Origin of the sequence: Bradyrhizobium sp. LHD-71 (assembly GCF_031157255.1) — a bacterium.
GTDB lineage: Bacteria > Pseudomonadota > Alphaproteobacteria > Rhizobiales > Xanthobacteraceae > P52-10.
The window spans coordinates 31353-57379 of sequence record NZ_JAVIFX010000015.1 but is presented as its reverse complement, the minus strand read 5'-3'; the positions used below and the strand labels follow the sequence as shown (position 1 = coordinate 57379).

Below are 26027 nucleotides of genomic sequence, written 5' to 3'. Positions count from 1 at the left end.
CTTTGCATTCCATCCCGTCGACTTTCTGTCTTCGTGCCGGCGATCGGGCGACAGGCGGCCGGCGCGCGCAACGTCCGTCAGGATGCCTTGGTGCGATGGGCGTCGATGCTCGCTGCGTAGTTCTCCGTGGTGCCTCGCACGTGAGAGGACAGCAGGGCGGCGGCCTCCTCGGCGCGGCCTGTGTCGACGAGTTTGCAGAGTTTCGCGTGCTCCTCGAAGGACGAGCGGTTGAGCACGGGATTGGTGGAAAGCCGTGTGCGCAACGCCTGTATTCGGAAAGCGATGCCGAGATAGGCGGCGAGCAGATACTTGTTGGCCGAGCGTTCGAACATCGCTCGGTGAAATTCGGCGTCGAGCTTGCGGTACGTTGCGGCGTCGTTGCGATCGAGCGCCCTTGTCATCTTGTCGAGGATGGCGCCGAGGTCGCCGACCAGCCCGCGCGCGTCGCATTTTGCCGCTAGTCGAAGCGCCGCCAGTTCAAGCGTTTCCCGCAGATCGCCAAGATGCACGATCTCGGACGCGCTCAAGTCGAACACGAAGCTGCCGCGCTGCGGCTGGATGGAAACGAGACCCTCGTTCTTCAGTTGCAGCAGCGCTTCGCGGACCGGAGTTTTGCTGACGCCGAGTTCGGCTGCGAGCATGTTTTCAGAGAGTGAGGAGCCGAGCGCAATATCGCCAAAGACAATACGCTGGCGGATTTCATCGGCCGCCTGTTCGGTGAGCGATTTCGGCCGGCGCAGTTGACGGCTTCGGACGGACATGCACCCATCTTACGGTACTCATATATCAGATACAAGATCCCGCGGTCGCGCGCAGTTGCCGTTCGCTCAGAGGCCTAGGCACTTTCGGACATGTCCTGCCAGCCGCACAGCTTCAACCGCTGCCGCATATGGTTCGGCACCGGCGCGACCACCGTGACCGGCGGTTTGTTCTTCGACAGCGGCACCGAGATTTGGCGCGCGTGAAGGTGCAGCATGGCGCCGCCCTCGCGTGGTGCCGTTCCGTAGATGCTGTCGCCTGTGATCGGCCAGCCCATCGCCGCGCAGTGCACGCGCAGTTGATGCGTGCGGCCGGTCACCGGTTCGAGTGCGAGCCAGGTGAGCTTCATGTCCGGATCAGCGGAACGTCCCAGTACCTGCCAGTTCGTCGTCGATGGGAGACCGTTCGGATCGGGCTTCTGCCACCAGCCGCGTTCTTCGTTCAATCTGCCGAGCGGAATGTCGATCGTGCCGGTATCGCCCTCGGGACCGCCTTCGACCACGGCCCAGTAGCTCTTGGAAATCTTGTTGTGCTTGAACAAAAGGCCGAGCGATGCGGTCGCCTTGCGATGCCGGCCGAGCACAAGGCAGCCTGACGTGTCGCGATCCAGCCGGTGCGCGAGGACCGGCTGGCGGGGCAGACCAAAGCGAAGTGCGTCGAAGTAATCCTCCAGCGCCGCGCCGCTCTTGTCGCGACTGTTCCGCGGTCCGCGGTGAACCGGAATGCCGGCGGGCTTGTCGATAACCAGCATCAGCCCGTCGCGATGCAGCACCCGCGACACTATATCGATCGCGCCGGGGCCGATTGTGCTTGTTCCCGGTTCATTCGCCGCTTTCGTCATGGTGATGAAACGGCTATCACACGCCCCAGATGAACGACAGCACTGAGCAACAACCGAAACGGAGCTGGTGGCGCAGGCTTTCCGATGGCCTGAAGCGGACCTCGAGTTCGCTCGGTTCCGCGGTCGCCGATCTCGTCGTCAAGCGCAAGCTTGACCGCGCCATGCTCGACGACATCGAGGATGTGCTGCTGCGCGCCGATCTCGGCACGGACGTGTCGGCGCGGATCGCCGCGGCGGTTGGGGAAGGTCGTTACGACAAGTCGATCTCCGCCGACGAGGTCAAGGCGGTCGTTGCGACCGAGGTCGAGAAGGTGCTGGCGGCGGTCGCACAGCCGCTTGCGATCGACGACGCGCGAAAGCCGTTCGTTGTTCTCGTCGTCGGCGTGAACGGCTCCGGCAAGACGACCACAATCGGCAAGCTTGCCTCAAGGTTTCGCGCCGAGGGCCGCAAGGTGATGCTGGCCGCGGGCGATACGTTCCGCGCCGCCGCCGTCGAGCAGCTGAAGATCTGGGGCGAGCGCACCAACGTGCCGGTGATAGCGCGGGGGCAGGGCGCCGATGCCGCCGGCCTTGCCTTCGATGCGCTCATCGCGGCGAAGGCCGACGGCATCGACGTGCTCTTGATCGACACGGCCGGCCGGCTGCAGAACAAGGCCGAGCTGATGAACGAGCTGGAAAAGGTCGTTCGCGTGATGAAGAAGGTGGATGCGGAGGCGCCGCACGCCGTGCTGCTGGTGCTGGATGCCACCGTCGGCCAGAATGCGTTGTCGCAGGCCGATGCCTTCCGCAAGACGGCCGGCGTCACCGGGTTGGTGATGACCAAGCTCGATGGCACCGCGCGCGGCGGCATCCTGGTCGCGCTATCGGCAAAGTATGCCTTGCCGGTGCATTTCATCGGCGTCGGCGAAGGGATCGATGATCTCGCTCCGTTCACGGCGAAGGATTTCGCGAGAGCCATTGCTGGCATCGAGTAGCTGCAGGCCTCGATTTGACAAAAGATCAAGGGACGAGAGATCGCATGGACAAGGCCGCGCCGCATCCGCTGTTCAAGCTTGCGACCGAGCTTGGGCCGCTGGTCGTTTTCTTCGTCGCGAACGCGAGGTTCGACCTGTTCGTGGCGACCGCCGCGTTCATGGTTGCCATCGTCGTCGCGATCGCCGTCTCCTATGCAGTGGTGCGTCACGTGCCGCTGATGGCGATCGTCTCGGCCGTGATCGTGCTCGTGTTCGGTACGCTGACACTGGTGCTGCACGATGAGACCTTCATCAAGATGAAGCCGACCATCATCTACAGCCTGTTCGGACTGATTCTCGGCGTCGGTCTGCTGTTCCACAAGTCGTTCATCGCCATCATGTTCGACCAGATGTTCAACCTGACGCCTGCGGGCTGGCGCGCGCTGACGTTTCGCTGGGCCATGTTCTTCTTCGCGATGGCGGCGTTGAACGAAATCATCTGGCGAACGCAATCGACCGACTTCTGGGTCGCGTTCAAAGCTTTCGGAGCAGTGCCGATCACGGCCGTGTTCGCGATGCTGCAGATGCCGCTAATCAATCGCCACAGCATTCAGCCCGCAACCGCCGAGACCAGCGACGCCCGGCGCGGCGATGTGTAGCCGTCGATCGACGACGAGGCTCAAAGAAAAACCGGCGCACCGGCCGGGGAAACCGGTGCGCCGTCGGCATACTCAGCCGTGCAATCTTGCGGGGAGCTGACACGGAAGCCGGTACTTCTCCCGCGTTCGCACCCCCTCAGCATCGATTGCGATCAGCTTTTCTGCTTGGCGACGATCTTGTCCTTGATCCCGTTGTAGACGTTCTCGGGCACGATCTTCTTGCTCACGAGCTCGTCCTTGCCCTTATAGGGACGGCCTTTGATGATCGCTTCCGAGCGCGCCTTGGCGATACCCGGCAGCGTGGTGAGCTGAGCTTCGGTCGCCGAGTTGATGTCGATCTGCTCGGCGTGTTTCGCGTGCATGACGTCCGTCGTTGTCGGCCCCTTCGTCGCTGACGCGGGTGCAGGCGCCGACTTGTGCATCGCGCTGCTTCCGCCGGTGGCAGGCGCGGGCGTCTGTGCGAGCAGCGGGGTGGCTGCGACGAGTCCGATTGCGGTCAAGGCTGCGAGCGTAAGATGACGCATAGGTATGTCCCTCCAGAGACAGTCATGGCTGTCGTCGACCGACGACGTGCGCGATTGAGCGCGCGCTTCGTGGCGGAGAATTGTTCGGCGAATGAACGTCAGATAAACGCGCAAAAAATTTTCGTGAGATGATGTCGCGGAGTTAATGAACGGACGTTCACGGGCTTGCGCGCAAGGCCTTCTCGATTTCCGCTTTCAGCACTGTCTCATAATTCGCCGGCGTGATCGGACCGATGAGCTTGTAAGAGATGTTGCCGTCGCGGCCGACGACGAAAGTCTCCGGTACACCATAGACTCCCCATTCGATCGATGCGCGACCGTTGGCATCGGCGCCGACAGCGCTGAACGGATTGCCGTAGCGGCCAAGAAAACGCCGCGCATTGTCGGTCGCATCCTTGTAGTTGATGCCGACGATCTGGAAGCGCTTGTCCGCGCTCAGCGTGTGCAGCAGCGGCGCTTCCTCATGGCATGGCACGCACCAGGAGGCCCACACATTCACGACGCTGACCTTGCCGCGCAGCGTCTCGGGCGTCAGGCCGGGAATGACGCGGCCGTTGTCGGTTAGTCCCTCGAGCGCAGGCAGCGTCGTTGCAGGCGCCGGACGGCCGACCAGCGCCGACGGAATCTGCGCGGGGTCTCCGCTGCCGAGCCGGAAGAAGAACAGCACGGCTAGGCCGCCGAACACGACGAGCGGTATCAGCGCAAGCCAGTGACGATTGCGCGAGGCGCGGGTGACGGTGTGTGGATCGCCTTGTGCGCTCATGAGCGGCTGGCCTGCGGCGCCGAGCGGCGTTTCATTCCGGCGATCTCGAGATCGTGCAGGATCGCGCGCTGGCGCCGATAATCGGCGACGACCCAGACGATCAAGCCGGCAACGACGGTTGCGGCGATCGCGTAGGCGGCGATGATGAAGGTCGCATGCTGACCGAGTGTCATGCGCGCCTCGTCAAGCCCGCGCCGCGGAGGCCTGCAACAGGCGGAGCGTGCGCACGCGCCGGCGCAGGATCTCGTTGCGCATTGCTGCAAGGTGCAGGGTCAGGAACAGCAGCGAGAACGCGACGGCCATGATCAGCAGCGGCACGAGCAACGATGGGTGAATCGTCGGACCGCCGATCCGAAGAACCGAGGCAGGTTGATGCAGCGTGTTCCACCAGTCCACGGAGAACTTGATGATCGGCAGATTGATCGCACCGACCAGGGTGATGATCGCCGCTGCGCGGGCCGCGCGCGAGGGATCGTCGACCGCGCGCCACAGCGCCATCAGCCCGAGATACATCAGGAACAGGATCAACACCGATGTCAGCCGTGCATCCCATTCCCAATAGGTGCCCCACATCGGACGTCCCCACAGCGAACCGGTCACCAGCGCAATGAAGGTGAAGGCCGCGCCGATCGGCACCGCGGCCTTCGCCGACACGTCGGCGAGCGGATGCCGCCACACCAGTGTGCCCAGTGCCGCGAGACTCATCACCCCCCACACGAACATCGACAGCCACGCGCTCGGCACATGGATGAACATGATCTTCACCGTCGCGCCCTGCTGGTAGTCGTCCGGCGCGGCGAACACCTGTTGCAGGCCGACCAGCATCAACACTGCGGTCGCCGCTGCGAGCCACGGCAGCACGCGCTCGGCGAACTTAAGAAAGCGCGATGGGTTGGCGAGGTCGATGAGGCTCATGGGGTCCTGATAGAGGCGGGCGGCGATGCAGGCAATGCAGGCCCCCGGTTGCGGAACTCAATTTCGCGCGATGCTATCTTACCGCCGTTGTGCATCAGTCCAGCCCCTGTCGCAGGCTCGCCGCCGCCGCCAACGGCCCGACCACGAGGCCGAACAATGAAAGCGCGCAAAGGATCGAGAATGGCGGCCCGAACGGCGACTGTCCGCTGGCTGCGGCATTGGCGGCGATCACGCCAAAGATCAACGTCGGAATGGACAGCGGCAGCACCAGCACGGGGAGCAGGAGCCCGCCCCGCCTCAGCGTGACGGCAAGCGCGGCACCGATCATGCCCATGAGGGTCAGGGCGGGCGTTCCGGCCAGCAAAGTCAGCATGACGCCGATCGTTGCTGCCGCATCGAGATTGAGCATCAACGCCAGGGCCGGCGCTGCGGCGATCAGTGGAATGCTCGATGCCACCCAGTGCGCCAGCGCCTTGGCGATGCACGCTAGTTCCAGCGGTGTTCTGCTCATGACGATGAGGTCGAGCGATCCGTCGTCGTGATCTGCGGCGAACAGGCGATCGAGCGTCAGCAGGCTCGCCAGCATCGCTCCGAGCCAGAGGATCGCGGGGCCGATGCGCTTCAGCAGCGCCAGGTCGGGTCCGACCGCGAACGGCATCAGCACCACGACGCTGAGGAAGAACAGCACGCCGATCAGCGCCCCGCCGCCGACCCGCAGCGACACAAGGACGTCACGTCGTATCAGGGCTGCGAGCGCGCTCAACGACCGCCTCCGATTCGCAGTTCGCGGGTGGCGATGCCGAGCGTGTCATGGGTGGCCGCCACGATGAGGCCGCCGGAATGAAGGTGCTTCGTCATCAGCCCGGCGAGCAGCTCTTGCGCATGCGAATCGAGCGTCGACGTCGGCTCGTCCAGCAGCCAGATCGGCCGCCGCGTGGCGACCAGCCGCGCGAGCGCCAGCCGTCGCCGCTGTCCGGCGGAGAGATAGGAAGCCGGCAGGTCGGCGAGATTGGCGATGTCGGATGCGTCGAGGCTTTCCTCTGTCGACAGGCCGCGCTCGCCGCCGAGAAAGTCGCGCCAGAATTCGAGATTTTCCGTCACCGTCAGCGATGGTTTCAGGCCGTCCCGGTGGCCGAGAAAGTGGCATTGTTCGGCAAGCGGGCCGGCCGTCTCGGCGCCGTGCAACTGGATTGATCCGCCGGCAGGCAGAAGCAGTCCGGCGATCAGCCGCAGCAGTGAGGATTTTCCGGCGCCGTTGCGGCCGGTGACGGCCAGCGCCTCACCGGCACCCACGGTGAAATTGAGAGCGGCAAAAACCTCGCGCCCCCCGCGAATGCACGTCACGTCGCTGCCCGCAAGCCGCATCTTCGCTCAACCCTCTCGCGGGCCTTCTATCCTGCAAATGCTTGGGAATGCAGTTTGAAATGCATCCCAGAAACTCAATTTGCGGATTGGCGGGAAGTTTAAAATGACTATAAACCGGAACCGGATGCCGCACCGCTTCTCCGCAGAAGTGCCTCTTGCCTCGCCTGCGCTCGCGGTTTCAAGATGCCTCTCCTCCGAGGTAACTAACTGACTTTACTTGGGGATTCCACTACATGACCTCGCTCGACAGCTTCAAATCCCGCAAGACCCTCAAGGTCGGCGCCAAGACCTACGTCTACTACAGCCTGCCTGCGGCTGAAAAAAACGGTCTGAAAGGCATTTCCAGGCTGCCGTTCTCGATGAAGGTGCTGCTGGAGAACCTGCTGCGGAATGAGGACGGTCGCACCGTCAAGAAGGACGACATCGTTGCGGTGGCGAAATGGCTGAAGACCCGCAAGCTCGAGCATGAGATCGCGTTCCGTCCTGCGCGCGTTCTGATGCAGGATTTCACCGGGGTGCCTGCGGTCGTCGACCTCGCCGCGATGCGTAACGCGATGCAGGTGCTCGGAGGCGACGCGGAGAAGATCAATCCGCTGGTGCCGGTCGATCTCGTCATCGACCACTCGGTGATCGTGAACTTCTTCGGCAACAACCAGGCGTTCAAGAAGAACGTCGAGGAGGAGTACAAGCAGAATCAGGAGCGGTATGAGTTCCTGAAGTGGGGCCAGCGCGCGTTCTCCAACTTCTCCGTGGTGCCGCCGGGCACCGGCATCTGCCACCAGGTCAATCTCGAATATCTCGCGCAGACGGTCTGGACGAAGAAGGAAAAGCTTACCATCGGCAAGAAGACCGGCACCTTCGAGGTGGCGTACCCCGACACCCTGGTCGGTACTGATTCGCACACGACCATGGTCAATGGCCTCGCCGTGCTTGGCTGGGGGGTGGGCGGCATCGAGGCGGAGGCGGCGATGCTCGGCCAGCCGCTGTCGATGCTGCTGCCGGAAGTGATCGGCTTCAAGCTGAAGGGCCAGCTGAAGGAGGGAGTGACCGCGACCGACCTCGTGCTCACCGTGACGCAGATGCTGCGCAAGAAGGGCGTGGTCGGCAAGTTCGTCGAGTTCTTCGGCCCCGGTCTCGACAACCTCTCGGTCGCCGACAAGGCGACGATCGGCAACATGGCGCCCGAATACGGCGCGACGTGCGGCTTCTTCCCCGTGGACAAGGAAGCGATCGACTACCTGAAGACCTCCGGACGTGCTGCCGCGCGCGTCGCACTGGTTGAGAAATATGCCAAGGCGCAAGGCATGTTCCGCACCTCGGCGTCGCCGGATCCGGTGTTCACCGAGACGTTGACGCTTGATCTCGCCGACGTCGTGCCGTCGCTCGCAGGGCCGAAGCGGCCGGAGGGGCGCGTCGCGCTGCCGTCGGTCGCGGAAGGCTTCACGACCGCGATGGAGAACGAGTACAAGAAGGCAATGGAGCTGTCGCAGCGCTACGCCGTCGAGGGGCGTCCCGACGACCTCGGCCATGGCGACGTGGTGATCGCGGCGATCACCTCCTGTACCAACACGTCGAATCCCAGCGTGCTGATCGGTGCCGGCCTGCTCGCACGCAATGCCGCCGCCAAGGGGTTGAAGGCGAAGCCGTGGGTGAAGACGTCGCTCGCGCCGGGCAGCCAGGTGGTCGCCGAGTATCTTGCGAATTCGGGCCTGCAGAAGGACCTCGACAAAGTCGGCTTCAACCTGATCGGCTTCGGCTGCACGACGTGCATCGGCAATTCCGGTCCGCTGCCGGAGGAGATTTCGAAATCCATCAACGACAACGGCATCATCGCCGCGGCCGTGCTGTCGGGTAACCGCAACTTCGAGGGACGCGTCAGCCCGGACGTGCAGGCGAACTATCTCGCGTCGCCGCCGCTCGTCGTCGCTTACGCGCTCGCCGGATCGGTGCGGAAGAACCTCGCGATCGAACCGATCGGAACGGGCAAGGATGGCAAGCCGATCTACCTCAAGGACATCTGGCCGACGACCAAGGAGATCAACGCCTTCATCAAGAAGTACGTGACCTCGAAGGTGTTCAAGACCCGTTACGCCGACGTGTTCAAGGGCGATCCGAACTGGCGCAAGATCAAGACCACCGACAGCGAGACGTATCGCTGGAACATGAGCTCGACCTATGTGCAGAACCCGCCTTACTTCGAAGGCATCAAGAAGACGCCGGAGCCGGTGACCGATATCGTCGATGCGCGCATCCTTGCCATCTTCGGCGACAAGATCACGACCGACCACATCTCGCCCGCGGGATCGATCAAGCTCACGTCGCCGGCGGGACGCTACCTCTCCGAGCGGCAGGTTCGCCCGGCCGACTTCAATCAGTACGGCACGCGGCGCGGCAATCATGAAGTGATGATGCGCGGCACCTTTGCCAACATCCGCATCAAGAACTTCATTCTGAAGGGCGCGGACGGCAACATCCCCGAGGGTGGCCTGACGAAGCACTGGCCCGACGGCGAGGAGATGTCGATCTATGACGCGGCCATGAAGTATCAGCAGGAGCAGGTCCCGCTGGTCGTGTTCGCAGGCGCGGAATACGGCAACGGTTCGTCGCGCGACTGGGCTGCGAAGGGCACGCGTCTGCTCGGTGTCCGCGCGGTGATCTGCCAGAGCTTCGAGCGCATCCATCGTTCCAATCTGGTCGGCATGGGCGTCCTGCCGCTGACCTTCGAGGAAGGCACGTCGTGGCAATCGATCGGCCTGAAGGGTGACGAGCAGGTGACCATTCGCGGCCTGCAGGGTGATCTCAAGCCGCGGCAGATGCTTTCGGCCGAAATCGTTTCCAGTGACGGGTCCCTGACACGGGTTCCGTTGCTCTGCCGCATCGACACGCTCGATGAGCTCGAATATTTCCGCAACGGTGGCATTCTCCACTACGTGTTGCGGCAGCTGGCGGCGTGAGAGTTGGATGTCTCACTGCGATGTGAGGTGCCAGTGATTGAAAGGCGGCCTATGAGTAGGCCGCCTTTTCAACAGGCAGCTTGCGCTGGTGCGCTGGATTTGACGTTCGTACCAACATTGCCGCGAGTACCAGCGTACGAACGTCAAATGCAAAAGTGGACCAGCATCATAGAGTTCTAGTCCCTCTTGGTTCTAACGATCACATGCGAGGTCGTCGCAAGATGATTCGAACGTTAGAATCGGGACACTAGCCGGGGGCGCCAATATGAGCGGTGCAATGCAGGAGGGACTCCCGCAATTGAAAGAGCGAACAGGGTCCGTCTCGCCGATGTCGGTCGCGGTCGCCGCCGGCGTGGGTCTGCTCTTCGCTACTCCGTCGGCGGCCGCCGAGCCGCGCGCGGTGCTTGAGCTGTTCACCGCGCAGGGCTGCTCGTCCTGTCCGGAGGCCGACAAGCTCATCGGCGAGATTGCCAAGGATCCAACCGTCATCGCAATCAGCCTGCCGATCGACTACTGGGATTATCTCGGCTGGAAGGACACGCTCGCCGATCCGAAATTCACGGCGCGGCAGAAGGCGTATTCGAAGGTTCGGGGCGACCGCCAGATCTACACGCCGCAGGTCGTCGTCAATGGCCAGCTGCATGCGCTGGGAAACGATCGGGCGAGCATCGATCGCGCCATCAGTGAGAGCTCCGGAAAATCCGGGGTCATGTCGGTGCCGGTCAAGGTGTCGGTGGCAAAGGGACAGATCAAGGTTTCGGTGCCGGAGTCCCCATCCGGCGATAGTGCGGGCGAGGTCTGGATCTGCTCAGTCGCGGAGCAGGTGCCGGTTGCGATCGGCCGCGGCGAGAACCGCGGCAAGGAGATCACCTACCATAACGTTGTGCGCAACTGGTTGAAGGTCGGCGACTGGACCGGCAAGCCGGCGACATGGACCGTGCCGATCGAGAACCTCAACAGTCAGGGCGTCGATGGCGCCGTCGTCTACATTCAGGAAGGCAGCCGCGAACGGCCTGGCGCGATGCTCGGTGCCGCCTATTCGGCGTTACGCTGATTGACAGTCGGCCTCTGGCCGGCGCCCCGGACGGCCGCTCCGCCGACGCAGGAAAATCCCGTCAATTGTCTGCGAAGTTTGCGCAAAGCAACAAAAAACCGGCTCGCGCCGGTTCATAGTCGCAGTCATCATATTCGAGATCATTGAGGTCTCTGCGAAGGGCCCGATCCTTAAAGCCCCGGGGGGCTGGGGGCTGAGGAATCCGAAGCCAAAAGAATCGGGCCAACGCAGAGATTGTTGTTTCGCAAATCAGGGCGGCGGGGGGTTGGCCGAAATTGGGCATGATTATGGTTTGGCCTAACGATCCCGTGACGGCTCGGAATGGCGCCGATTGCGGACAATTTTCATGCCGCCGTCACTAATGCTTGCAGCGGCGTACGCCCGGCGTAATCTCCAGATCCTGACAGGAGGCGCCGCATGAGCTTGACGATCGGCGATGGTGATCCCAGCGAGAGCCGGGGGGCGGAGCGCCTCGCAAGCGCATCCGCTCCTGGACGTGTCACCTTCAATCGCCTCGAACTCAATCGTATCCTCAATCTCTATGGCCGCATGGTCGCCGACGGCGAATGGCGCGACTACGCGATCGACTTCCTGAAAGACCGCGCCGTATTCTCGATCTTTCGTCGCGCCTCGGAGATGCCGCTCTATCGTATCGAGAAGGATCCACGGCTTGCGCGCAAGCAGGGCGCCTATAGCGTCATCTCGGCCAGTGGCCACATCCTGCGCCGCGGCCATGAACTCGACCGCGTGCTGCTGGTGATCGACCGCAAGCTGTCGGTCGTGTGAGCTCAGTGAGCAGTGAAGGGGAAATCCTTGTTCACCGCTCACTATCGAGCGGAATGGTGCTCGCACCCTCGCCGAGCGGCCGCTGCATCATCACCGTATCGAGCCAGCGGCCGAACTTCAGGCCGACGTTGCTGAAGGTGCCGACCATCTGAAAGCCGGTGCGCACGTGCATGCCGATCGAGGCGGCGTTTGCCGAATCGCCGATCACCGCCACCATCAGCCTGTAGCCGCGCGCCTCGGATTCCTTGATCAGCGCCTGCATCAGCTGCGTGCCGACGCCCCGCCCTTGCGCTTCCGGATCGAGATAGACCGAGTTTTCGACGGTGAAACGGTAGGCCGGCCGCGGCCGGTAAGGTCCGGAATAGGCATAGCCGAGGATGCCGCCGTCGGCGGTTGCCACGAGATAGGGGAAGTTGCCCGCGATCAGCGCATCGTACCGCCGCGTCATCTCGGCGAGATCGGGCGGGTCGAGTTCGAAAGTGGCGGTACCGGTGCGAACGGCGTGGCCGTAAATTGCGGTAATGGCGGGAAGGTCGGCCGGCGTGGCGGGTCTGATATGCGGGGACATGGCGTGACGCGAAATCTCTGTCGTCCCTGCGAAAGCAGGGATCCATAGCCTTCGTATCTATCATGAAGTCGGGCGCATCCACATGTTTCGTGAAGATGACTGGCGCCCGTCGCTCTCACGCCGCCGAGGTGTATCCCTGCTTTCGCAGGGACGACAGAAACAAAAGCCCCGGCCGTTGGGCCGGGGCTCTGTCGTTCGCTTGATTGCGAGACCGGTTACTTACTCGCGCTGTCCGAGCAGCTGCATCAGCAGCGTGAACAGGTTGATGAAGTTCAGGTACAGCGACAGCGCTCCGAGAATCGCCGAGCGTTCCGCGACGTCACCTTCGCCGGCGTAGCCGTAGATGTACTCGTTCTTCAGCCGCTGCGTATCCCAGGCGGTGAGGCCCGCGAACACCAGCACGCCCACCACCGAGACGACGAACTGCAGCATCGACGAGGCGAGGAACAGGTTGACCAAGCTCGCGATGATGACACCGAACAGGCCCATGATCAGGAACGAGCCCATGCCGGTGAGGTCACGCTGGGTGGCATAGCCGTAGAGGCTCAGCGCACCGAACGCCGCCGCCGTGATGAAGAACACGCGCACGATCGAGGTGTGCGTGTAGACGAGGAAGATCGACGACAGCGAGATGCCCATTAGCGCCGCGAACACCCAGAACAACATCTGCGCCGTTGCCGGGCGCAGCCGCTGGATGCCGAACGAGATGACGAACACCATCGCCAGCGGCGCGAGGATGAACAGCCACTTCAGCGGGCTGACGAACATCGCAACGCCGAACGACGTCAGATACGTGTTGGCGATCCGGCCGGCCGCCGCCGCCGGATCACCGGTCACGGCGGCCATATAGACGCCGAGCGCGGCGAAGCCGGTGATCGCAAGGCCGATCACCATGTAGTTGTAGATGCGGAGCATGTAGGCGCGCAGACCGGCATCGACGGTCGCGGCATCCGCGCGGGTGGCAGCCCGGCCGAAAGGAGATGCGTAGTTACGGTCCAAGTCCGACATGGTCGAAACCTCGAATGTTGTCCGGCATGGCGCAGGGTCTGCGTCGCCGGCCCGATATTTGTCCCGAATACCCCCGATTGCGTCGCCCTTGCGGGCTAGTTCAAGCGGTATCCGACCCGAAAGAACATGTGGGAAACTAACACATTCGCTGCAACGGTCCACGCGCGGCTGAATGTCGCGAAGCCGCGATTCCGCTGCTACATTTTGTCATAAATTCCGCAGCACGGGCGCGGGTTTCTGGTTCAGCGCGATCAATGTGCCGATCAGGCCGAGACCAATCGTCACGGTCAGCGCGCCGGCAACCACTGCCGCCGCGCTCGGCCCGTCCCAGACGAACGTCAAAGTCATGAGCCGCGAGACGATCAGCCATGCGGCGATCGTTCCAGTGAGCAGTCCGAAGACGGCGGTGGCGAGTCCGATCATCAGATATTCGAGGGCGTAGGCGCCGATCAGGCGGCCGCGTGTGGCGCCCAGCGTCTTCAGGATGACGGCGTCGTAGAGCCGGTGGCGGTGACCGGCCGCCAGCGCGCCGCCGAGCACCAGCATCGCGGCGACGAGCGTAATCGCGCTCGCGGCGCGAATCGCCAGCACCAGGTTGCCGACCATCGTACCGACCGTCTGCAGTGCCTCGCGGACGCGGACGCTCGTGACGCTCGGAAACGCCTCGGCGACCGCCTTGATGATTTGGGCATCGCCGTCCGGGCTCGAGTTCTGTTCCGTCAGGGTCGCGATGTGGGTGTGCGGTGCTCCGCGGAACGCGTTCGGCGAGAACACCAGCACGAAGTTGATGCCGAGGTTCTGCCAGTCGACCGTCCGCATGTTGGCGATCCTGGCGGTCACGTTGCGGCCGAGCACGTTGACGGTGATGCTGTCGCCCACCTTCAGGCCGAGGCCGTCGGCGAGCTTCTTCTCGAATGAGACGAGCGGCGGGCCGGCATAGTCTGCGCCCCACCAGTCACCCTCGACGACCTTGGAGCCCGAGGGGATCTCGGCGGTATAGGTGAGACCACGGTCGCTTTGCAGCACCCAGGCTGCGTCCGGTGACGGCTTCAGCTCGTCCGGCTTGAGGCCCCGCGCCTCGACGATGCGCCCCCGCAGCATTGGCACGCGCTCGACATTGCCGTCCGGAACGCGCTCGCGAAGGAACGCATCGAAGCGTTCACCATCGGCGGCGGGGATATCGACAAAGAAGAACGACGGCGCCTTCTCCGGCAGCGACGCCATGAACTGGCGCTGCAGGTTGCGGTCGATCTGCGTGATCGTCACCAGCACCGTCAGCCCCAGCCCAAGCGACAGCACGACCGACGGCGTCAGCGCGCCAGGGCGGTGAATGTTGGCGATCGCGAGACGGAGCATGGTCATGCGCGGCCGCGGCAGCCGCCGCGCGCCGTCCATCACGCCGAAGGAAATCAGCCGCAGCAGCGCAAACACCGCAGCCGAAGCGCCGATGAAGATGAGCGCCACCCGCCGGTCGTAGGCAAGCCCGACGGCGACCGCCATCAAGAGCGCGATCACCACGACCATCATCACCAGATAGCGCCGCCTTGGCCACCGCCACTCCGTCCCTGTCGTCTCGCGAAACAGCGTCGCGACCGGAATGTCGTGCACGCGCCCAAGCGGCCACAAGGCAAAGGCGAGGGCCGTCAAAAGTCCGTAAGTGAGCGACATCGCGAGGTCGCTCAGGTGTACGGCGGGCTGTATCGGCAGCGGCAGCAGATTGCCCAGGACGCCAACCACAGCGAACGGCAGGGCCGCGCCGAATGCCAGCCCGATCGCCGAGCCGATCAAGGCCAGGATCACGATCTGCACGAGATAGATCGTGAACACGCCGTCGCCGGTCGCGCCGAGCGCCTTCAGCGTCGCGATCACGTCACGTTTGCGATCGAGATGGCTCTTGACTGCATTGGCGACGCCAACGCCGCCGACCAGCAGCGCGGCGAGACCAACCAGCGTCAGAAACTGGGTGAAGCGATCGACATTGCGCTCGAGCTGCGGCGAGGCATTTCCGCGGCTGCGGATTTCCCAGCCGGCGTCCGGCAACCGCTTGCGCACCGCGTCGGCAACGGCCAGCACGGCGGCTTCGCTCGCAGCAGCGTCGGGCAGCTTCACGCGGTAGATCCAGCGGACCAGGCTGCCCGGCTGCAACAGCTCGGTCGCCCGTAATCCGGCTTCACTGATCAGGAAGCGCGGTCCGAGCCCGACACCGCCCGCGAGCTTGTCGGGCTCGGCGCTGATGACCGAACGAATGTTGAACGATGCCGCACCGACGCTGACGCGATCGCCGACCTTCAGTCCGAGACGCGCCAGCAGCACGGCATCAGCCGCGGCCCCGAATGCGCCGTCGCGTTCGCCCAGCAACTCGTTCATCGGCAACTGCGGTTCGGCGGTGATCTTGCCCAGCGTCGGATAGGCGCCGTCCACCGATTTCAACTCGACCAGGGCCAGCTGTCCGTCGGCCGCCCGCACCATACCGCGCATGGTGGCGACCGCGGACACCTGGCCGTGCGCGCCAAGGACGGCGCGCTCCTGCGGCGAAGCCTCGCGCTGTATCAGCGAAAATGCGAGATCGCCGCCGAGCAGCGTGCGGCCTTCGCGATCGAGACTGTCGGAGAGGCTCGCCGACAACGCGCCGACACCTGCAATGGCGAAAACGCCAAGGGCGATGCAGGCGACGAACACGTAAAATCCGCGCAGGCCGCCGCGCAGTTCGCGCATCGCATAACGGAACGCCTGCGACGAGGCGCGGTCGCGCGCCGGCGAAGGCGCAGATGGCGAGGCGTCCGATGCGAGCGTCGTCATCGCTATGCTGCGCCCGCGCGGAGCGTGCCGGCCGTTTCCGTGTCGACGCGGCCCGAGCGCAGTCGCACCACGCGGTCACAGCGCTGCGCGAGCCCATGATCGTGCGTGACCAGTGCCAGCGTCATGCCGCGCTCGGCATGCTTGGCGAACAACAGGTCGATGATCTGTTTGCCGGTCGTCTCGTCGAGGTTGCCGGTCGGCTCGTCGGCGAGAAGGATCGCCGGATCGGGTGCGAGCGCGCGTGCCAGCGCGACGCGCTGCTGCTCGCCGCCTGAAAGCTGGGACGGATAGTGATGCAGTCGTCCACCGAGGCCGACGGATGCAAGCTCATGTTCGGCGCGCGCATAGGCCTCAGCGTTTCCGGCGAGTTCGAGCGGCACCGCGACGTTCTCCAGCGCCGTCATGGTCGGGATCAGGTGAAACGACTGGAAGACGATGCCGACGTTACGCCCACGAAAACGTGCGAGTGCGTCCTCGTCCAGCGCATTGAAAGAGGTGCCGTCGACCACCACTTCGCCACCGTCGGGGCGTTCAAGTCCGGCCATGACCATGAGCAAGGTCGACTTGCCGGAGCCGGACGGCCCGATCAGGCCGACTGCGCTCCCCGAGGCGATGCGCAGACTGATATCCTTCAGGATATGCACGCGCGCCGCGCCGGAGCCGAGGGACAGGTTGACGTTGGCGAGGTGTATGGCGTCGGCGCTCACGCCGGCACGCAATTGAGGATCGATGAGACTATCCATGCAACCGTCATATGGGACATTCGGGGTGTTGGTCGAGAGGCTCACACAAATGTTGTCGCTCGCAATCGTGGCAGGATTGGTCCTGATGTCGTCCAGCATGATCACGGCCGCGTGGGCGCAGGCGCCGATCAAGCTCGCCGTGCTGGGCGACTCGCTGACGGCAGGTCACGGTCTGCCGGCCGATGCGGCGTTTCCCGAACGGCTGCAGAAGGCGCTGCGGCAGAAGGGCATCAAGGTCGATGTCCTGAACGCCGGCGTCTCCGGAGATACCGCGTCCGCCGGCCGCGATCGTCTCGACTGGTCGATCCCGGACGGGACGGACGCGGTGATCGTCGAGCTCGGCGCCAACGATGCGTTGCGCGGGCTTGATCCCAAGGTGACGAGGGCCGCGTTGGAAGACATCATCAAGCGGCTGCAGGCCCGCAAGATCGCGGTGATGCTCGCGGGCATGTACGCGCCGCGCAACTTCGGGCCGGACTATGCGGCGAAGTTCGATCCCATTTATGCCGATCTCGCGAAGGCCTACGACGTGCCGCTCTATCCGTTCTTTCTTGACGGCGTCGCGGGGGACGCGAAGCTCAACCTGCAGGATGGCATTCATCCGACCGCCGAAGGGATCGACGCTATCGTCGCCCGCATCCTGCCCTCGGTCGAAGCGTTTCTGGCGAAAGTTTCGGCTAAAAAAGCGTCATAAAACTCGTGCGCCGTTTCCGATGTTTGCATCATTTGCGGGCACCCTCATATGCAAGCTCGGAAACCTGAGGAGCACCAGCAACGTTATGTTTCCAGTGCGCTTTTTGGGTTTGACGTTCGCGCGCGCGACTTCGCCGCAAATGCCGGTACGAACGTCAAATCCACCGCACGGGTGTCGCGGGCGCTTCGCAGCGGGGCTCTGTTTTGTTATCAAAGACTCACCGGCGATTCGTCGCTTTTCAGCATCGAGGAGTGTGCGATGCCCCGCCTGTTCACCGGTCTGGAACTCCCTGAGGACATCAGCGATTCGCTGGCCACCTTACGCGGGGGATTGCCGGGGGCGCGCTGGATCGATCCCGAAAACTATCACGTCACGCTGCGCTTCATCGGCGACATAGACGGCATTTCGGCCAACGAAATCGCGTCGATGCTGCTTCGCATCAAGCGCAGGCCGTTCGAGGTCAAGCTGCAGGGCCTGTCGTCGTTCGGCGGCAAGAAGCCGCGTGCGGTCGTCGCCTGCGTTGCGCCGTGCCGTCCGTTGATGGAGCTGCAGGCGGAACTGGAGCGGTTGATGCAGCGGGTGGGCCTTGATCCGGAGGGCCGCAAGTTCACACCGCATGTGACACTGGCGCGACTGCGTGCTGCGTCAAACCAGGACGTTGCCGATTACCTGTCCGTGCGCGGCTACTTCCCTGCCCGCAGCTTCACGGTGGACCGTTTCGTGTTGTTCTCTTCCCGCGCCTCGGTCGGCGGCGGGCCGTATATCGTCGAAGACGCCTATGCGCTGAGCGCCTGAGCGGCCTGCTGGCGCTCGATCTGACGTTTGCGCTGGCATCCGCCACGACGTCCGTAACCGAGCGTCGAATCCAAAAAAGCGCACTAGCTTCATAAAGTTGCTGGTGTCACTCTTGCTCCAAGGTTCGCAGACGAAGGCGACCGCAAGGTGATGCGGACGTTAAGACTGCGAGACGAGCCGGGCGGATGCCCCTTGCATTCGGCGCGATTTTCGGCCGTTAAGGCTGTATGTCTGCTGCCAAGCCCGCCTCGTTCCGTTCCCAATATCAGACGCTTGTAACCTCCGGCGAAATCGAAGCCGACGCGGCGCAGTCCGCGGCCGCCGATCGTTTCGCCGCGCTCGAGGCGCGGCTTGCCCATTATCGTCCGGCTGCGCGCAAGGCCGGACTGCTTGGTCGTCTGCTTCGCAATGGTAAGCAGACCGAACAGATCAAAGGACTCTACATCCACGGTGAGGTCGGCCGCGGCAAGACCATGCTGATGGACCTGTTCTTTCAGTCCAGCCCGATCCGACGCAAGCGTCGCGCGCACTTCCACGAGTTCATGGCGGACGTGCACGAGCGCGTGCACGGCTTTCGCCAGAAGATCGCCAGCGGTGCGATCTCCGACACCGATCCGGTGATCCTCACCGCTGCCACCATCTTCGACGAGGCGTGGCTGCTTTGCTTCGACGAATTTCACGTCACCGACATCGCCGACGCCATGATCCTCGGCCGGCTGTTCACGAAGCTGTTCGAACTTGGCACGGTGGTGGTGGCGACCTCCAACGTGGCGCCGGACGACCTCTACCAGGGTGGATTGAATCGGGGGCTGTTCCTGCCGTTCATCAAGCTGCTGCAGGAGCGGATGGACATCCTGCGGCTCGATGCGCGCACGGACTTCCGTCTTGAGAAACTCGCTGGCGTCACGATGTGGCACGTGCCGGCGAACAAGCAGGCGGACGCAGCCCTCGACAAGGCGTGGCTGAAGTTGACCGGCGGGGCGCCGGGCAAGCCGCGGGACCTTCTCGTCAAGGGACGCAAGCTGCACGTGCCGCGCGCAGCCCGCGGCGTTGCGCGCTTCAGCTTCAAGGAGCTTTGCGAGGTGCCGCTCGGCGCCTCGGACTATCTGCGGCTGGCGCACGATTTTCACACGCTGGTGCTCGATCGCGTGCCAGTGATGCACTACGAGCACCGCAACTTCGCCAAGCGTTTCATAACGCTGATCGATACGCTGTACGACAATTGCGTGAAGCTCGTGGCTTCCGCCGACGCCGATCCGCTTTCGCTTTACCTTGCCACCGAGGGCGTGGAGGCCAACGAATTCAAGCGGACCTCCTCGCGGCTGATCGAGATGAGCTCCGAATCCTATCTGGCGCTGCCTCATGGCGGCCGTGAGCAGCAGCCCGGCATGGGTTCGCGCGAAGGTTTGATCGAAACCTGAGCAGTTTCAGGTTGCGTCCAATTATTGAGCCACAGCCGACTTGAACGAGCCCCCTGAAAGGGCTATCGACCGGGCAGGTTTTCGCTTCCCACCGCCCTGTTTTCCCGCAGGTTTAGAAGGATAGTCCCCCCATGGCGCGCGACAAGATTGCTTTGATTGGTTCAGGTCAGATCGGCGGCACGCTCGCTCATCTCGTCGGCCTCAAAGAACTCGGTGACGTCGTGATGTTCGATATCGCGGAAGGCGTTCCGCAGGGAAAAGCACTCGACATTGCCCAATCGTCGCCGGTCGACGGCTTCGATGCCGCTTATGCCGGTGCAAACTCCTATGAGGCGATCGCCGGCGCGAAGGTCTGCATCGTCACTGCCGGCGTGCCGCGCAAGCCGGGCATGAGCCGCGACGATCTGCTCAGCATCAACCTCAAGGTGATGGAACAGGTCGGCGCAGGCATCAAGAAGTATGCCCCGGACGCGTTCGTCATCTGCATCACCAACCCGCTCGATGCAATGGTGTGGGCGCTGCAGAAGGCGTCCGGTCTGCCGGCAAAGAAGGTGGTCGGTATGGCCGGCGTGCTGGACTCTGCGCGCTTCCGCTATTTCCTCGCAGACGAATTCAACGTCTCGGTGGAGGACGTGACCGCGTTCGTGCTCGGCGGTCATGGTGATACGATGGTTCCGCTGACGAAGTATTCGACGGTCGCCGGGATTCCGCTGCCGGATCTCGTCAAGATGGGCTGGACTTCGCAGGCGCGCATCGACGAGATCGTCGACCGCACGCGCAACGGCGGCGCGGAGATCGTCAACCTCCTGAAGACCGGCTCGGCATTCTATGCGCCGGCGGCTTCCGCGATCGCGATGGCCGAGAGCTATCTGCGCGACAAGAAGCGGGTGCTGCCTTGCGCCGCCTGGCTCAACGGCGAGTATGGCATGAAGGACATCTACGTCGGCGTGCCGGTCGTGATCGGCTCGAAGGGTGTCGAACGTATCGTCGAGATCGAGCTTGCCGGTGCGGATCGCACAGCTTTCGAGAAATCGGCCGATTCAGTGCGCGGCCTGATCGATGCTTGTAAGAAGATTGCGCCCGACCTGCTCGGAAAATGACGGCAGATTTGAGCTCTGGCGTTGCAAATGCGGGGCAAGAGGGGTGATCAATGAATATCCATGAGTACCAGGCGAAAGCTGTCCTGAAGGAATTCGGCGTGCCGGTGTCGCGCGGCGTGCCGGTGCTCATGGCGGCGGACGCCGAAGCTGCCGCGAAGGATCTCGGTGGTCCGCTCTGGGTCGTGAAGAGCCAGATTCACGCCGGCGGCCGCGGCAAGGGAAAATTCAAGGAAGCGTCCGCCGGCGACAAGGGCGGCGTGCGCCTTGCCAAGTCGGTCGACGAGGTGAAGACGTTCGTCCAGCAGATGCTCGGAGCGACGCTCGTGACGGTGCAGACGGGGCCTGCCGGCAAGCAGGTCAACCGTCTCTACGTCGAGGAAGGCTCCGACATCGACAAGGAGTTCTATCTCTCGGCACTGGTGGATCGCGAAACCTCCCGCGTCTCGTTCGTGGTCTCGACCGAGGGTGGCGTCGACATCGAAGAGGTCGCGCACAGCGCGCCGGAAAAGATCGTGACGTTCTCCGTGGATCCGGCGACCGGAATCATGGGCCATCATGGCCGCACGGTTGCCAAGGCGCTTGGCCTGACCGGCGACCTTGCGAAGCAGGCGCAGGATCTTGTGACAAAGCTTTATACCGCGTTCGTTGCCAAGGACATGGCGATGCTCGAGGTGAACCCGCTGATCGTCACACGCCAGGGCAAGCTGCTCTGCCTCGATGCGAAGGTCGCGTTCGACGACAACGCCCTCTATCGCCACCCCGACATTGCCAAGCTGCGCGATGAAACCGAAGAGGACCCGAAGGAAATCGAGGCCTCGAAGTACGATCTGAATTACGTCGCGCTCGACGGCTCGATCGGTTGCATGGTCAATGGCGCAGGGCTGGCGATGGCGACCATGGACATCATCAAGCTCTACGGGCTCGCGCCGGCGAACTTCCTCGATGTGGGTGGCAGCGCGACGAAGGAGAAAGTCACGGCCGCGTTCAAGATCATCACTGCCGATCCGAAGGTGAAGGGCATCCTGATCAACATCTTCGGCGGCATCATGAAGTGCGACATCATCGCTGAAGGCGTGGTGGCCGCAGTGAACGAGGTGGGCCTGAAGATTCCGCTGGTGGTGCGTCTGGAAGGCACCAATGTCGAGCTCGGCAAGAAGATCATCAAGGAATCCGGATTGAACGTCGTGCCCGCCGATGACCTCGACGACGCCGCTCAGAAAATCGTCAAGGCCGTGAAGGACGTCGCGTAATGTCTATCCTGATCGATAAGAACACGAAGGTCATCTGCCAGGGCTTCACCGGCAAGAACGGCACCTTCCATTCCGAGGCGGCGATTGCCTACGGCACCAAGATGGTCGGCGGGACGTCGCCGGGCAAAGGCGGCTCGACGCATCTGGGCTTGCCGGTGTTCGACACGGTGGCCGAGGCGCGGGCAGCGACCGGCGCGGATGCAAGCGTGATCTACGTGCCGCCGGCAGGCGCTGCGGACGCGATCTGCGAGGCGATCGACGCCGAGGTGCCGCTGATCATCACCATCACGGAAGGTATTCCGGTTCTCGACATGGAGCGGGTGAAGCGCTCGTTGTCCGGATCGAAGTCGCGGCTGATCGGACCGAACTGTCCCGGCGTGATGACTGCCGGCGAATGCAAGATCGGCATCATGCCGGGCAACATCTTCAAGCCGGGCAATGTCGGCATCGTCTCGCGTTCGGGAACCCTGACCTACGAGGCGGTCTACCAGACCACCCAGGAAGGCTTCGGCCAGAGCACGGCTGTCGGCATCGGCGGCGACCCGATCAAGGGAACCGAGTTCATCGAAATCCTCGAGATGTTCTTGGCCGACCCCAAGACTCAATCGATTGTGATGATCGGCGAGATCGGCGGTTCCGGCGAGGAAAACGCTGCGCAGTTCCTGAAGGACGAGGCCAAGCGCGGCCGCAAGAAGCCGATGGTCGGTTTCATCGCCGGCCGGACTGCCCCGCCGGGACGGCGCATGGGCCACGCTGGCGCAATCATTTCCGGCGGCAAGGGTGGGGCTGAATCCAAAATCGCGGCAATGGAAGAGGCCGGCATCCGGGTGTCCCCGTCGCCGGCGCGCCTCGGAAAGACTCTTGCCGAAGTTTTGAAGTCCTAATTCATTTGTTGTGTCGTTTCCTCACCCGTCCTGAAAAAAATAGGTTAAAGAGGGTCCCGAAGCACCCGGAGCTCCCCAAATCCGGGAGAGTCGCCGTTAGCCGCGACGTAAAAGCCAAAATCAGGACGTGCTCATGTCTCGTCAGGACGCGAATGCAGCTTTCGCTCTTTCCTCCTTTCTTTACGGTTCCAACGCCCCCTACATTGAAGAAATGTACGCCCGGTTCGAACAGAACCCGGGCGCGGTCGACGCCGAATGGCAGGAATTCTTCAGGAGCCTGAAGGATCAGCCGGCCGACGTGAAGCGGTGCGCCGAAGCCCCCTCCTGGGCGAAGCCGAACTGGCCGGTCACGCCCCGCGACGACCTCGTCTCGGCGCTGGACGGCAACTGGGTGGAGATCGAGAAGTCGGTCGGCGCCAAGCTCGGCGCAAAGGCCCAGGCGAAGGGCGTCGAGCTTTCCTCAACCGATATCCAGCAGGCCACGCGCGATTCGATTCGCGCATTGATGCTGATCCGTTCCTACCGCATGCGCGGACACTTCCACGCCAAGCTCGACCCGCTCGGCCTCGAGCCGGCGCGTGATCATGAGGAACTCGATCCGCGGTCGTACGGTTTCACCGACGCGGACCTCGACCGAAAGATCTTTCTCGACCACGTGCTCGGGCTCGACTTCGGTACGCTGCGCGAGATCGTCGCTATCTGCGAGCGTACCTACTGCCAGACGCTCGGCGTCGAGTTCATGCATATCTCCAATCCGCAGCAGAAGGCCTGGATTCAGGAGCGGATCGAAGGTCCGGACAAGGAGATCAGCTTCACGCCGGAAGGCAAGCGCGCGATTCTGCAGAAGCTGGTCGAGGCGGAAGGCTTCGAGAAGTTCTGCGACCTGAAGTTCACCGGCACCAAGCGTTTCGGTCTCGACGGCGCCGAGTCGCTCATTCCGGCGCTGGAGCAGATCATCAAGCGCGGCGGCAATCTCGGCGTGAAAGAGATCGTCATGGGCATGCCGCATCGCGGTCGGCTCAGCGTGCTGACGCAGGTGATGGCCAAGCCGCACCGTGCCCTGTTCCACGAATTCAAGGGCGGCTCATCGACGCCGGATGAAATCGAGGGCTCCGGAGACGTGAAGTACCACCTCGGGGCATCGTCGGATCGTGATTTCGATGGCAACAACGTCCACCTGTCGCTGACGGCGAATCCCTCGCATCTCGAGATCGTCGATCCGGTCGTGCTCGGCAAGGTGCGCGCCAAGCAGGACCAGCATGGCGATCCGCCGGACATGCGCATTTCGGTGATGCCGCTGCTGCTGCACGGCGACGCGGCCTTCGCGGGTCAGGGCGTCGTGGCGGAGTGCTTCGGTCTCTCCGACCTGAAGGGCTATCGCACTGGCGGCTCGGTGCACTTCATCGTCAACAACCAGATCGGCTTCACCACCTATCCGCGCTACTCGCGCTCCTCGCCCTATCCCTCCGATGTGGCGAAGATGATCGACGCGCCGATCTTCCATGTGAACGGCGACGATCCGGAAGCAGTGGTGTTCGCCGCCAAGGTCGCGACGGAATTCCGGCAGAAATTCCACAAGCCGGTCGTCATCGACATGTTCTGCTATCGTCGCTTCGGTCACAACGAGGGCGACGAACCCGGCTTCACCCAGCCGTTGATGTACAAGAAGATTCGCTCGCATCAGTCGACGCTGGACATCTATGCCAAGAAGCTGATCGTCGACGGGACCATGAGCGAAGGCGAGATCGCCAAGGCGAAGGCGGATTGGCGGGCGCGCCTGGAGGCGGAATTCGAGGCCGGCGGCGGCTACAAGCCGAACAAGGCGGACTGGCTCGACGGCCGCTGGTCCGGGCTGAAGGCTGCCGACCTGCTCGAAGATCCGCGCCGCGGCAACACCGGCGTCGATATCGCCAAGCTGAAGGACATCGGCGCGAAGATCACCGCCGTGCCCGAAGGCTTCCGCGTTCACCGCACGATCCAGCGCTTTCTCGATAATCGCCGCAAGGCGGTCGAGACCGGCAGCGACATCGATTGGGCGACCGCCGAAGCGCTGGCGTTCTGCACGATCCTGAAAGAGGGCAATCGCGTCCGTCTCTCGGGCCAGGATTCCGAGCGCGGCACGTTCACCCAGCGCCACTCGGTGCTGTTCGACCAGGAAGACGAGAACCGCTACACGCCGTTCAATCATCTCGGCGGCGAGCAGGCGCACTATGAGGTGCTCAATTCCAGCCTGTCGGAAGAGGCGGTGCTCGGCTTCGAATACGGCTATTCGCTGGCCGAGCCGAACGCGCTGACGATCTGGGAGGCGCAGTTCGGCGACTTCGCCAACGGCGCGCAGGTGGTGTTCGACCAGTTCATCTCGTCGGGCGAGCGCAAGTGGCTGCGCATGTCGGGCCTCGTCTGCATGCTGCCGCACGGCTACGAAGGGCAGGGCCCCGAGCACTCCTCGGCACGGCTTGAACGCTTCCTGCAGATGTGCGCGGAAGACAACATGCAGGTGGCCAACCTCACCACGCCCGCGAACCTGTTCCACATCCTGCGCCGCCAGCTCAATCGCGAGATTCGCAAGCCGCTGATCCTGATGACGCCGAAGTCGCTGCTGCGACACAAGCGTGCAGTGTCGCAACTCGCGGAGTTCGGCGCGGGAACGTCGTTCCATCGCATCCTTTATGACGACGCGGAGATGCTCAAGAACGAGAAGATCAAGCTCGTTGCAGACGACAAGATCCGCCGCGTCGTGCTCTGTTCGGGTAAGGTCTATTACGACCTCTACGAGGAGCGCGAGAAGCGCGGCATCGACGACATCTATCTGCTGCGGGTCGAGCAGCTTTATCCCGTGCCGATGAAGGCTCTGGTGCAGGACCTCGGTCGTTTCAAGCAGGCCGAGATGGTGTGGTGCCAGGAAGAACCGCGCAACATGGGCGCGTGGCACTTCATCGAGCCGTATCTGGAATGGGTGCTCAACCAGATCCACGCCACGCACAAGCGTCCGCGCTATGCCGGACGTCCTGCGTCGGCGGCGACAGCGACCGGGTTGATGTCGAAGCATCTCGCCCAGCTCAAGGCGTTCCTAGAGGAAGCGCTGGGTTAATTTTTGGAAGGCTCATGCCCGCGCACGGCCGTCTCGAAGAACGGTGCTTCCCTTCGATCGCCCATGCGCGGGCGTTCACGCCTTCTCGAACTTGGAAAGCC

At 63.3% G+C, this 26027-nt stretch carries 24 protein-coding genes; 12 read left to right on the top strand and 12 right to left on the bottom strand.

All coding sequences use genetic code 11. From position 1 onward, the window contains the following. Positions 1–77: 77 nt before the first annotated feature. Positions 78–761 (bottom strand): GntR family transcriptional regulator, encoded by a 684-nt coding sequence (locus RCO31_RS17760; RefSeq protein WP_308969765.1) that lies wholly within the window; start codon positions 759–761, stop codon positions 78–80. A gap of 74 nt (positions 762–835) precedes the next feature. Continuing rightward, positions 836–1510 carry an RluA family pseudouridine synthase gene (locus RCO31_RS17755; protein WP_374991502.1) on the bottom strand — a complete coding sequence of 225 codons (675 nt, stop codon included), beginning with the start codon at positions 1508–1510 and terminating at the stop codon, positions 836–838. 119 nt (positions 1511–1629) lie between these two features. Here RCO31_RS17755 and ftsY point away from each other — a divergent pair, with 119 nt between their 5' ends. Next, positions 1630–2574: a signal recognition particle-docking protein FtsY gene (gene ftsY, locus RCO31_RS17750; protein WP_308969763.1), complete on the top strand. Its 945-nt coding sequence runs from the start codon at positions 1630–1632 to the stop codon at positions 2572–2574. Between the two features lie 44 nt (positions 2575–2618). Continuing rightward, complete coding sequence (locus tag RCO31_RS17745) at positions 2619–3212, top strand: septation protein A (RefSeq protein WP_308969762.1); 594 nt, start codon at positions 2619–2621, stop codon at positions 3210–3212. Positions 3213–3364: 152 nt separating this feature from the next. Here RCO31_RS17745 and RCO31_RS17740 read toward each other — a convergent pair whose 3' ends face one another. The 6 genes from RCO31_RS17740 to ccmA form a co-directional block, all read right to left on the bottom strand. Then, on the bottom strand, positions 3365–3736 hold the full coding sequence (locus RCO31_RS17740; RefSeq protein WP_308969761.1) for a helix-hairpin-helix domain-containing protein: 372 nt from the start codon (positions 3734–3736) through the stop codon (positions 3365–3367). A 157-nt stretch (positions 3737–3893) separates the two neighbouring features. Beyond that, entirely contained in the window at positions 3894–4499 is a 606-nt protein-coding gene (locus tag RCO31_RS17735) for a DsbE family thiol:disulfide interchange protein (RefSeq protein ID WP_308969760.1), read from the bottom strand. Then, positions 4496–4672, bottom strand: a complete 177-nt coding sequence (gene ccmD, locus RCO31_RS17730; RefSeq protein ID WP_308969759.1) for a heme exporter protein CcmD — start codon at positions 4670–4672, stop codon at positions 4496–4498. The genes RCO31_RS17735 and ccmD overlap by 4 nt, the downstream gene beginning before the upstream one ends. 10 nt (positions 4673–4682) lie before the next feature. After that, entirely contained in the window at positions 4683–5414 is a 732-nt protein-coding gene (locus RCO31_RS17725; protein WP_308969758.1) for a heme ABC transporter permease, read from the bottom strand. A 94-nt stretch (positions 5415–5508) separates the two neighbouring features. Then, the gene (ccmB, locus tag RCO31_RS17720; protein WP_308969757.1) at positions 5509–6177 is read right to left on the bottom strand and encodes a heme exporter protein CcmB; all 669 of its coding nucleotides are present in this window, start codon (positions 6175–6177) and stop codon (positions 5509–5511) included. Next, complete coding sequence (gene ccmA, locus RCO31_RS17715) at positions 6174–6779, bottom strand: heme ABC exporter ATP-binding protein CcmA (RefSeq protein ID WP_308969756.1); 606 nt, start codon at positions 6777–6779, stop codon at positions 6174–6176. Before ccmA ends, ccmB begins: the two co-directional genes overlap by 4 nt. 233 nt (positions 6780–7012) lie before the next feature. Between ccmA and acnA the strand changes: the two genes are divergently transcribed. From acnA to RCO31_RS17700, 3 genes are all read left to right on the top strand, one after another. Next, positions 7013–9733, top strand: a complete 2721-nt coding sequence (gene acnA / locus RCO31_RS17710) for an aconitate hydratase AcnA (RefSeq protein WP_308969755.1) — start codon at positions 7013–7015, stop codon at positions 9731–9733. A gap of 328 nt (positions 9734–10061) precedes the next feature. Continuing rightward, positions 10062–10787 carry a DUF1223 domain-containing protein gene (locus tag RCO31_RS17705; RefSeq protein ID WP_308969885.1) on the top strand — a complete coding sequence of 242 codons (726 nt, stop codon included), beginning with the start codon at positions 10062–10064 and terminating at the stop codon, positions 10785–10787. 417 nt (positions 10788–11204) lie between these two features. Next, positions 11205–11573, top strand: coding sequence for a DUF2794 domain-containing protein (locus tag RCO31_RS17700; protein WP_308969754.1), 369 nt, complete (start codon positions 11205–11207; stop codon positions 11571–11573). A gap of 31 nt (positions 11574–11604) precedes the next feature. Here the strand turns inward: RCO31_RS17700 and RCO31_RS17695 are convergent, their stop codons facing one another. The 4 genes from RCO31_RS17695 to RCO31_RS17680 form a co-directional block, all read right to left on the bottom strand. Continuing rightward, positions 11605–12141 (bottom strand): N-acetyltransferase family protein, encoded by a 537-nt coding sequence (locus tag RCO31_RS17695; RefSeq protein WP_308969753.1) that lies wholly within the window; start codon positions 12139–12141, stop codon positions 11605–11607. A 219-nt stretch (positions 12142–12360) separates the two neighbouring features. Continuing rightward, entirely contained in the window at positions 12361–13149 is a 789-nt protein-coding gene (locus RCO31_RS17690) for a Bax inhibitor-1/YccA family protein (RefSeq protein ID WP_308969752.1), read from the bottom strand. 207 nt (positions 13150–13356) lie between these two features. Next, positions 13357–15864, bottom strand: a complete 2508-nt coding sequence (locus tag RCO31_RS17685; RefSeq protein ID WP_374991501.1) for an ABC transporter permease — start codon at positions 15862–15864, stop codon at positions 13357–13359. An 86-nt stretch (positions 15865–15950) separates the two neighbouring features. Beyond that, complete coding sequence (locus RCO31_RS17680) at positions 15951–16691, bottom strand: ABC transporter ATP-binding protein (RefSeq protein ID WP_308969750.1); 741 nt, start codon at positions 16689–16691, stop codon at positions 15951–15953. A gap of 85 nt (positions 16692–16776) precedes the next feature. Here RCO31_RS17680 and RCO31_RS17675 point away from each other — a divergent pair, with 85 nt between their 5' ends. The 7 genes from RCO31_RS17675 (at position 16777) to RCO31_RS17645 (ending at position 25926) form a co-directional block, all read left to right on the top strand. Further along, positions 16777–17385 (top strand): arylesterase, encoded by a 609-nt coding sequence (locus RCO31_RS17675; protein WP_374991500.1) that lies wholly within the window; start codon positions 16777–16779, stop codon positions 17383–17385. A 258-nt stretch (positions 17386–17643) separates the two neighbouring features. Next, positions 17644–18180 (top strand): RNA 2',3'-cyclic phosphodiesterase, encoded by a 537-nt coding sequence (thpR, locus tag RCO31_RS17670; protein WP_308969748.1) that lies wholly within the window; start codon positions 17644–17646, stop codon positions 18178–18180. 227 nt (positions 18181–18407) lie between these two features. Beyond that, a complete protein-coding gene (gene zapE, locus RCO31_RS17665) occupies positions 18408–19601 on the top strand; it encodes a cell division protein ZapE (RefSeq protein WP_308969747.1) in 1194 nt (397 codons plus the stop codon). 131 nt (positions 19602–19732) lie between these two features. After that, positions 19733–20701 carry a malate dehydrogenase gene (gene mdh / locus RCO31_RS17660; protein ID WP_308969746.1) on the top strand — a complete coding sequence of 323 codons (969 nt, stop codon included), beginning with the start codon at positions 19733–19735 and terminating at the stop codon, positions 20699–20701. A 50-nt stretch (positions 20702–20751) separates the two neighbouring features. Further along, entirely contained in the window at positions 20752–21951 is a 1200-nt protein-coding gene (gene sucC / locus RCO31_RS17655) for an ADP-forming succinate--CoA ligase subunit beta (protein ID WP_308969745.1), read from the top strand. After that, positions 21951–22835, top strand: coding sequence for a succinate--CoA ligase subunit alpha (sucD, locus tag RCO31_RS17650; protein ID WP_308969744.1), 885 nt, complete (start codon positions 21951–21953; stop codon positions 22833–22835). Before sucC ends, sucD begins: the two co-directional genes overlap by 1 nt. A 133-nt stretch (positions 22836–22968) precedes the next feature. Continuing rightward, entirely contained in the window at positions 22969–25926 is a 2958-nt protein-coding gene (locus RCO31_RS17645) for a 2-oxoglutarate dehydrogenase E1 component (RefSeq protein ID WP_308969743.1), read from the top strand. The last annotated feature ends 101 nt before the right edge of the window (positions 25927–26027 follow it).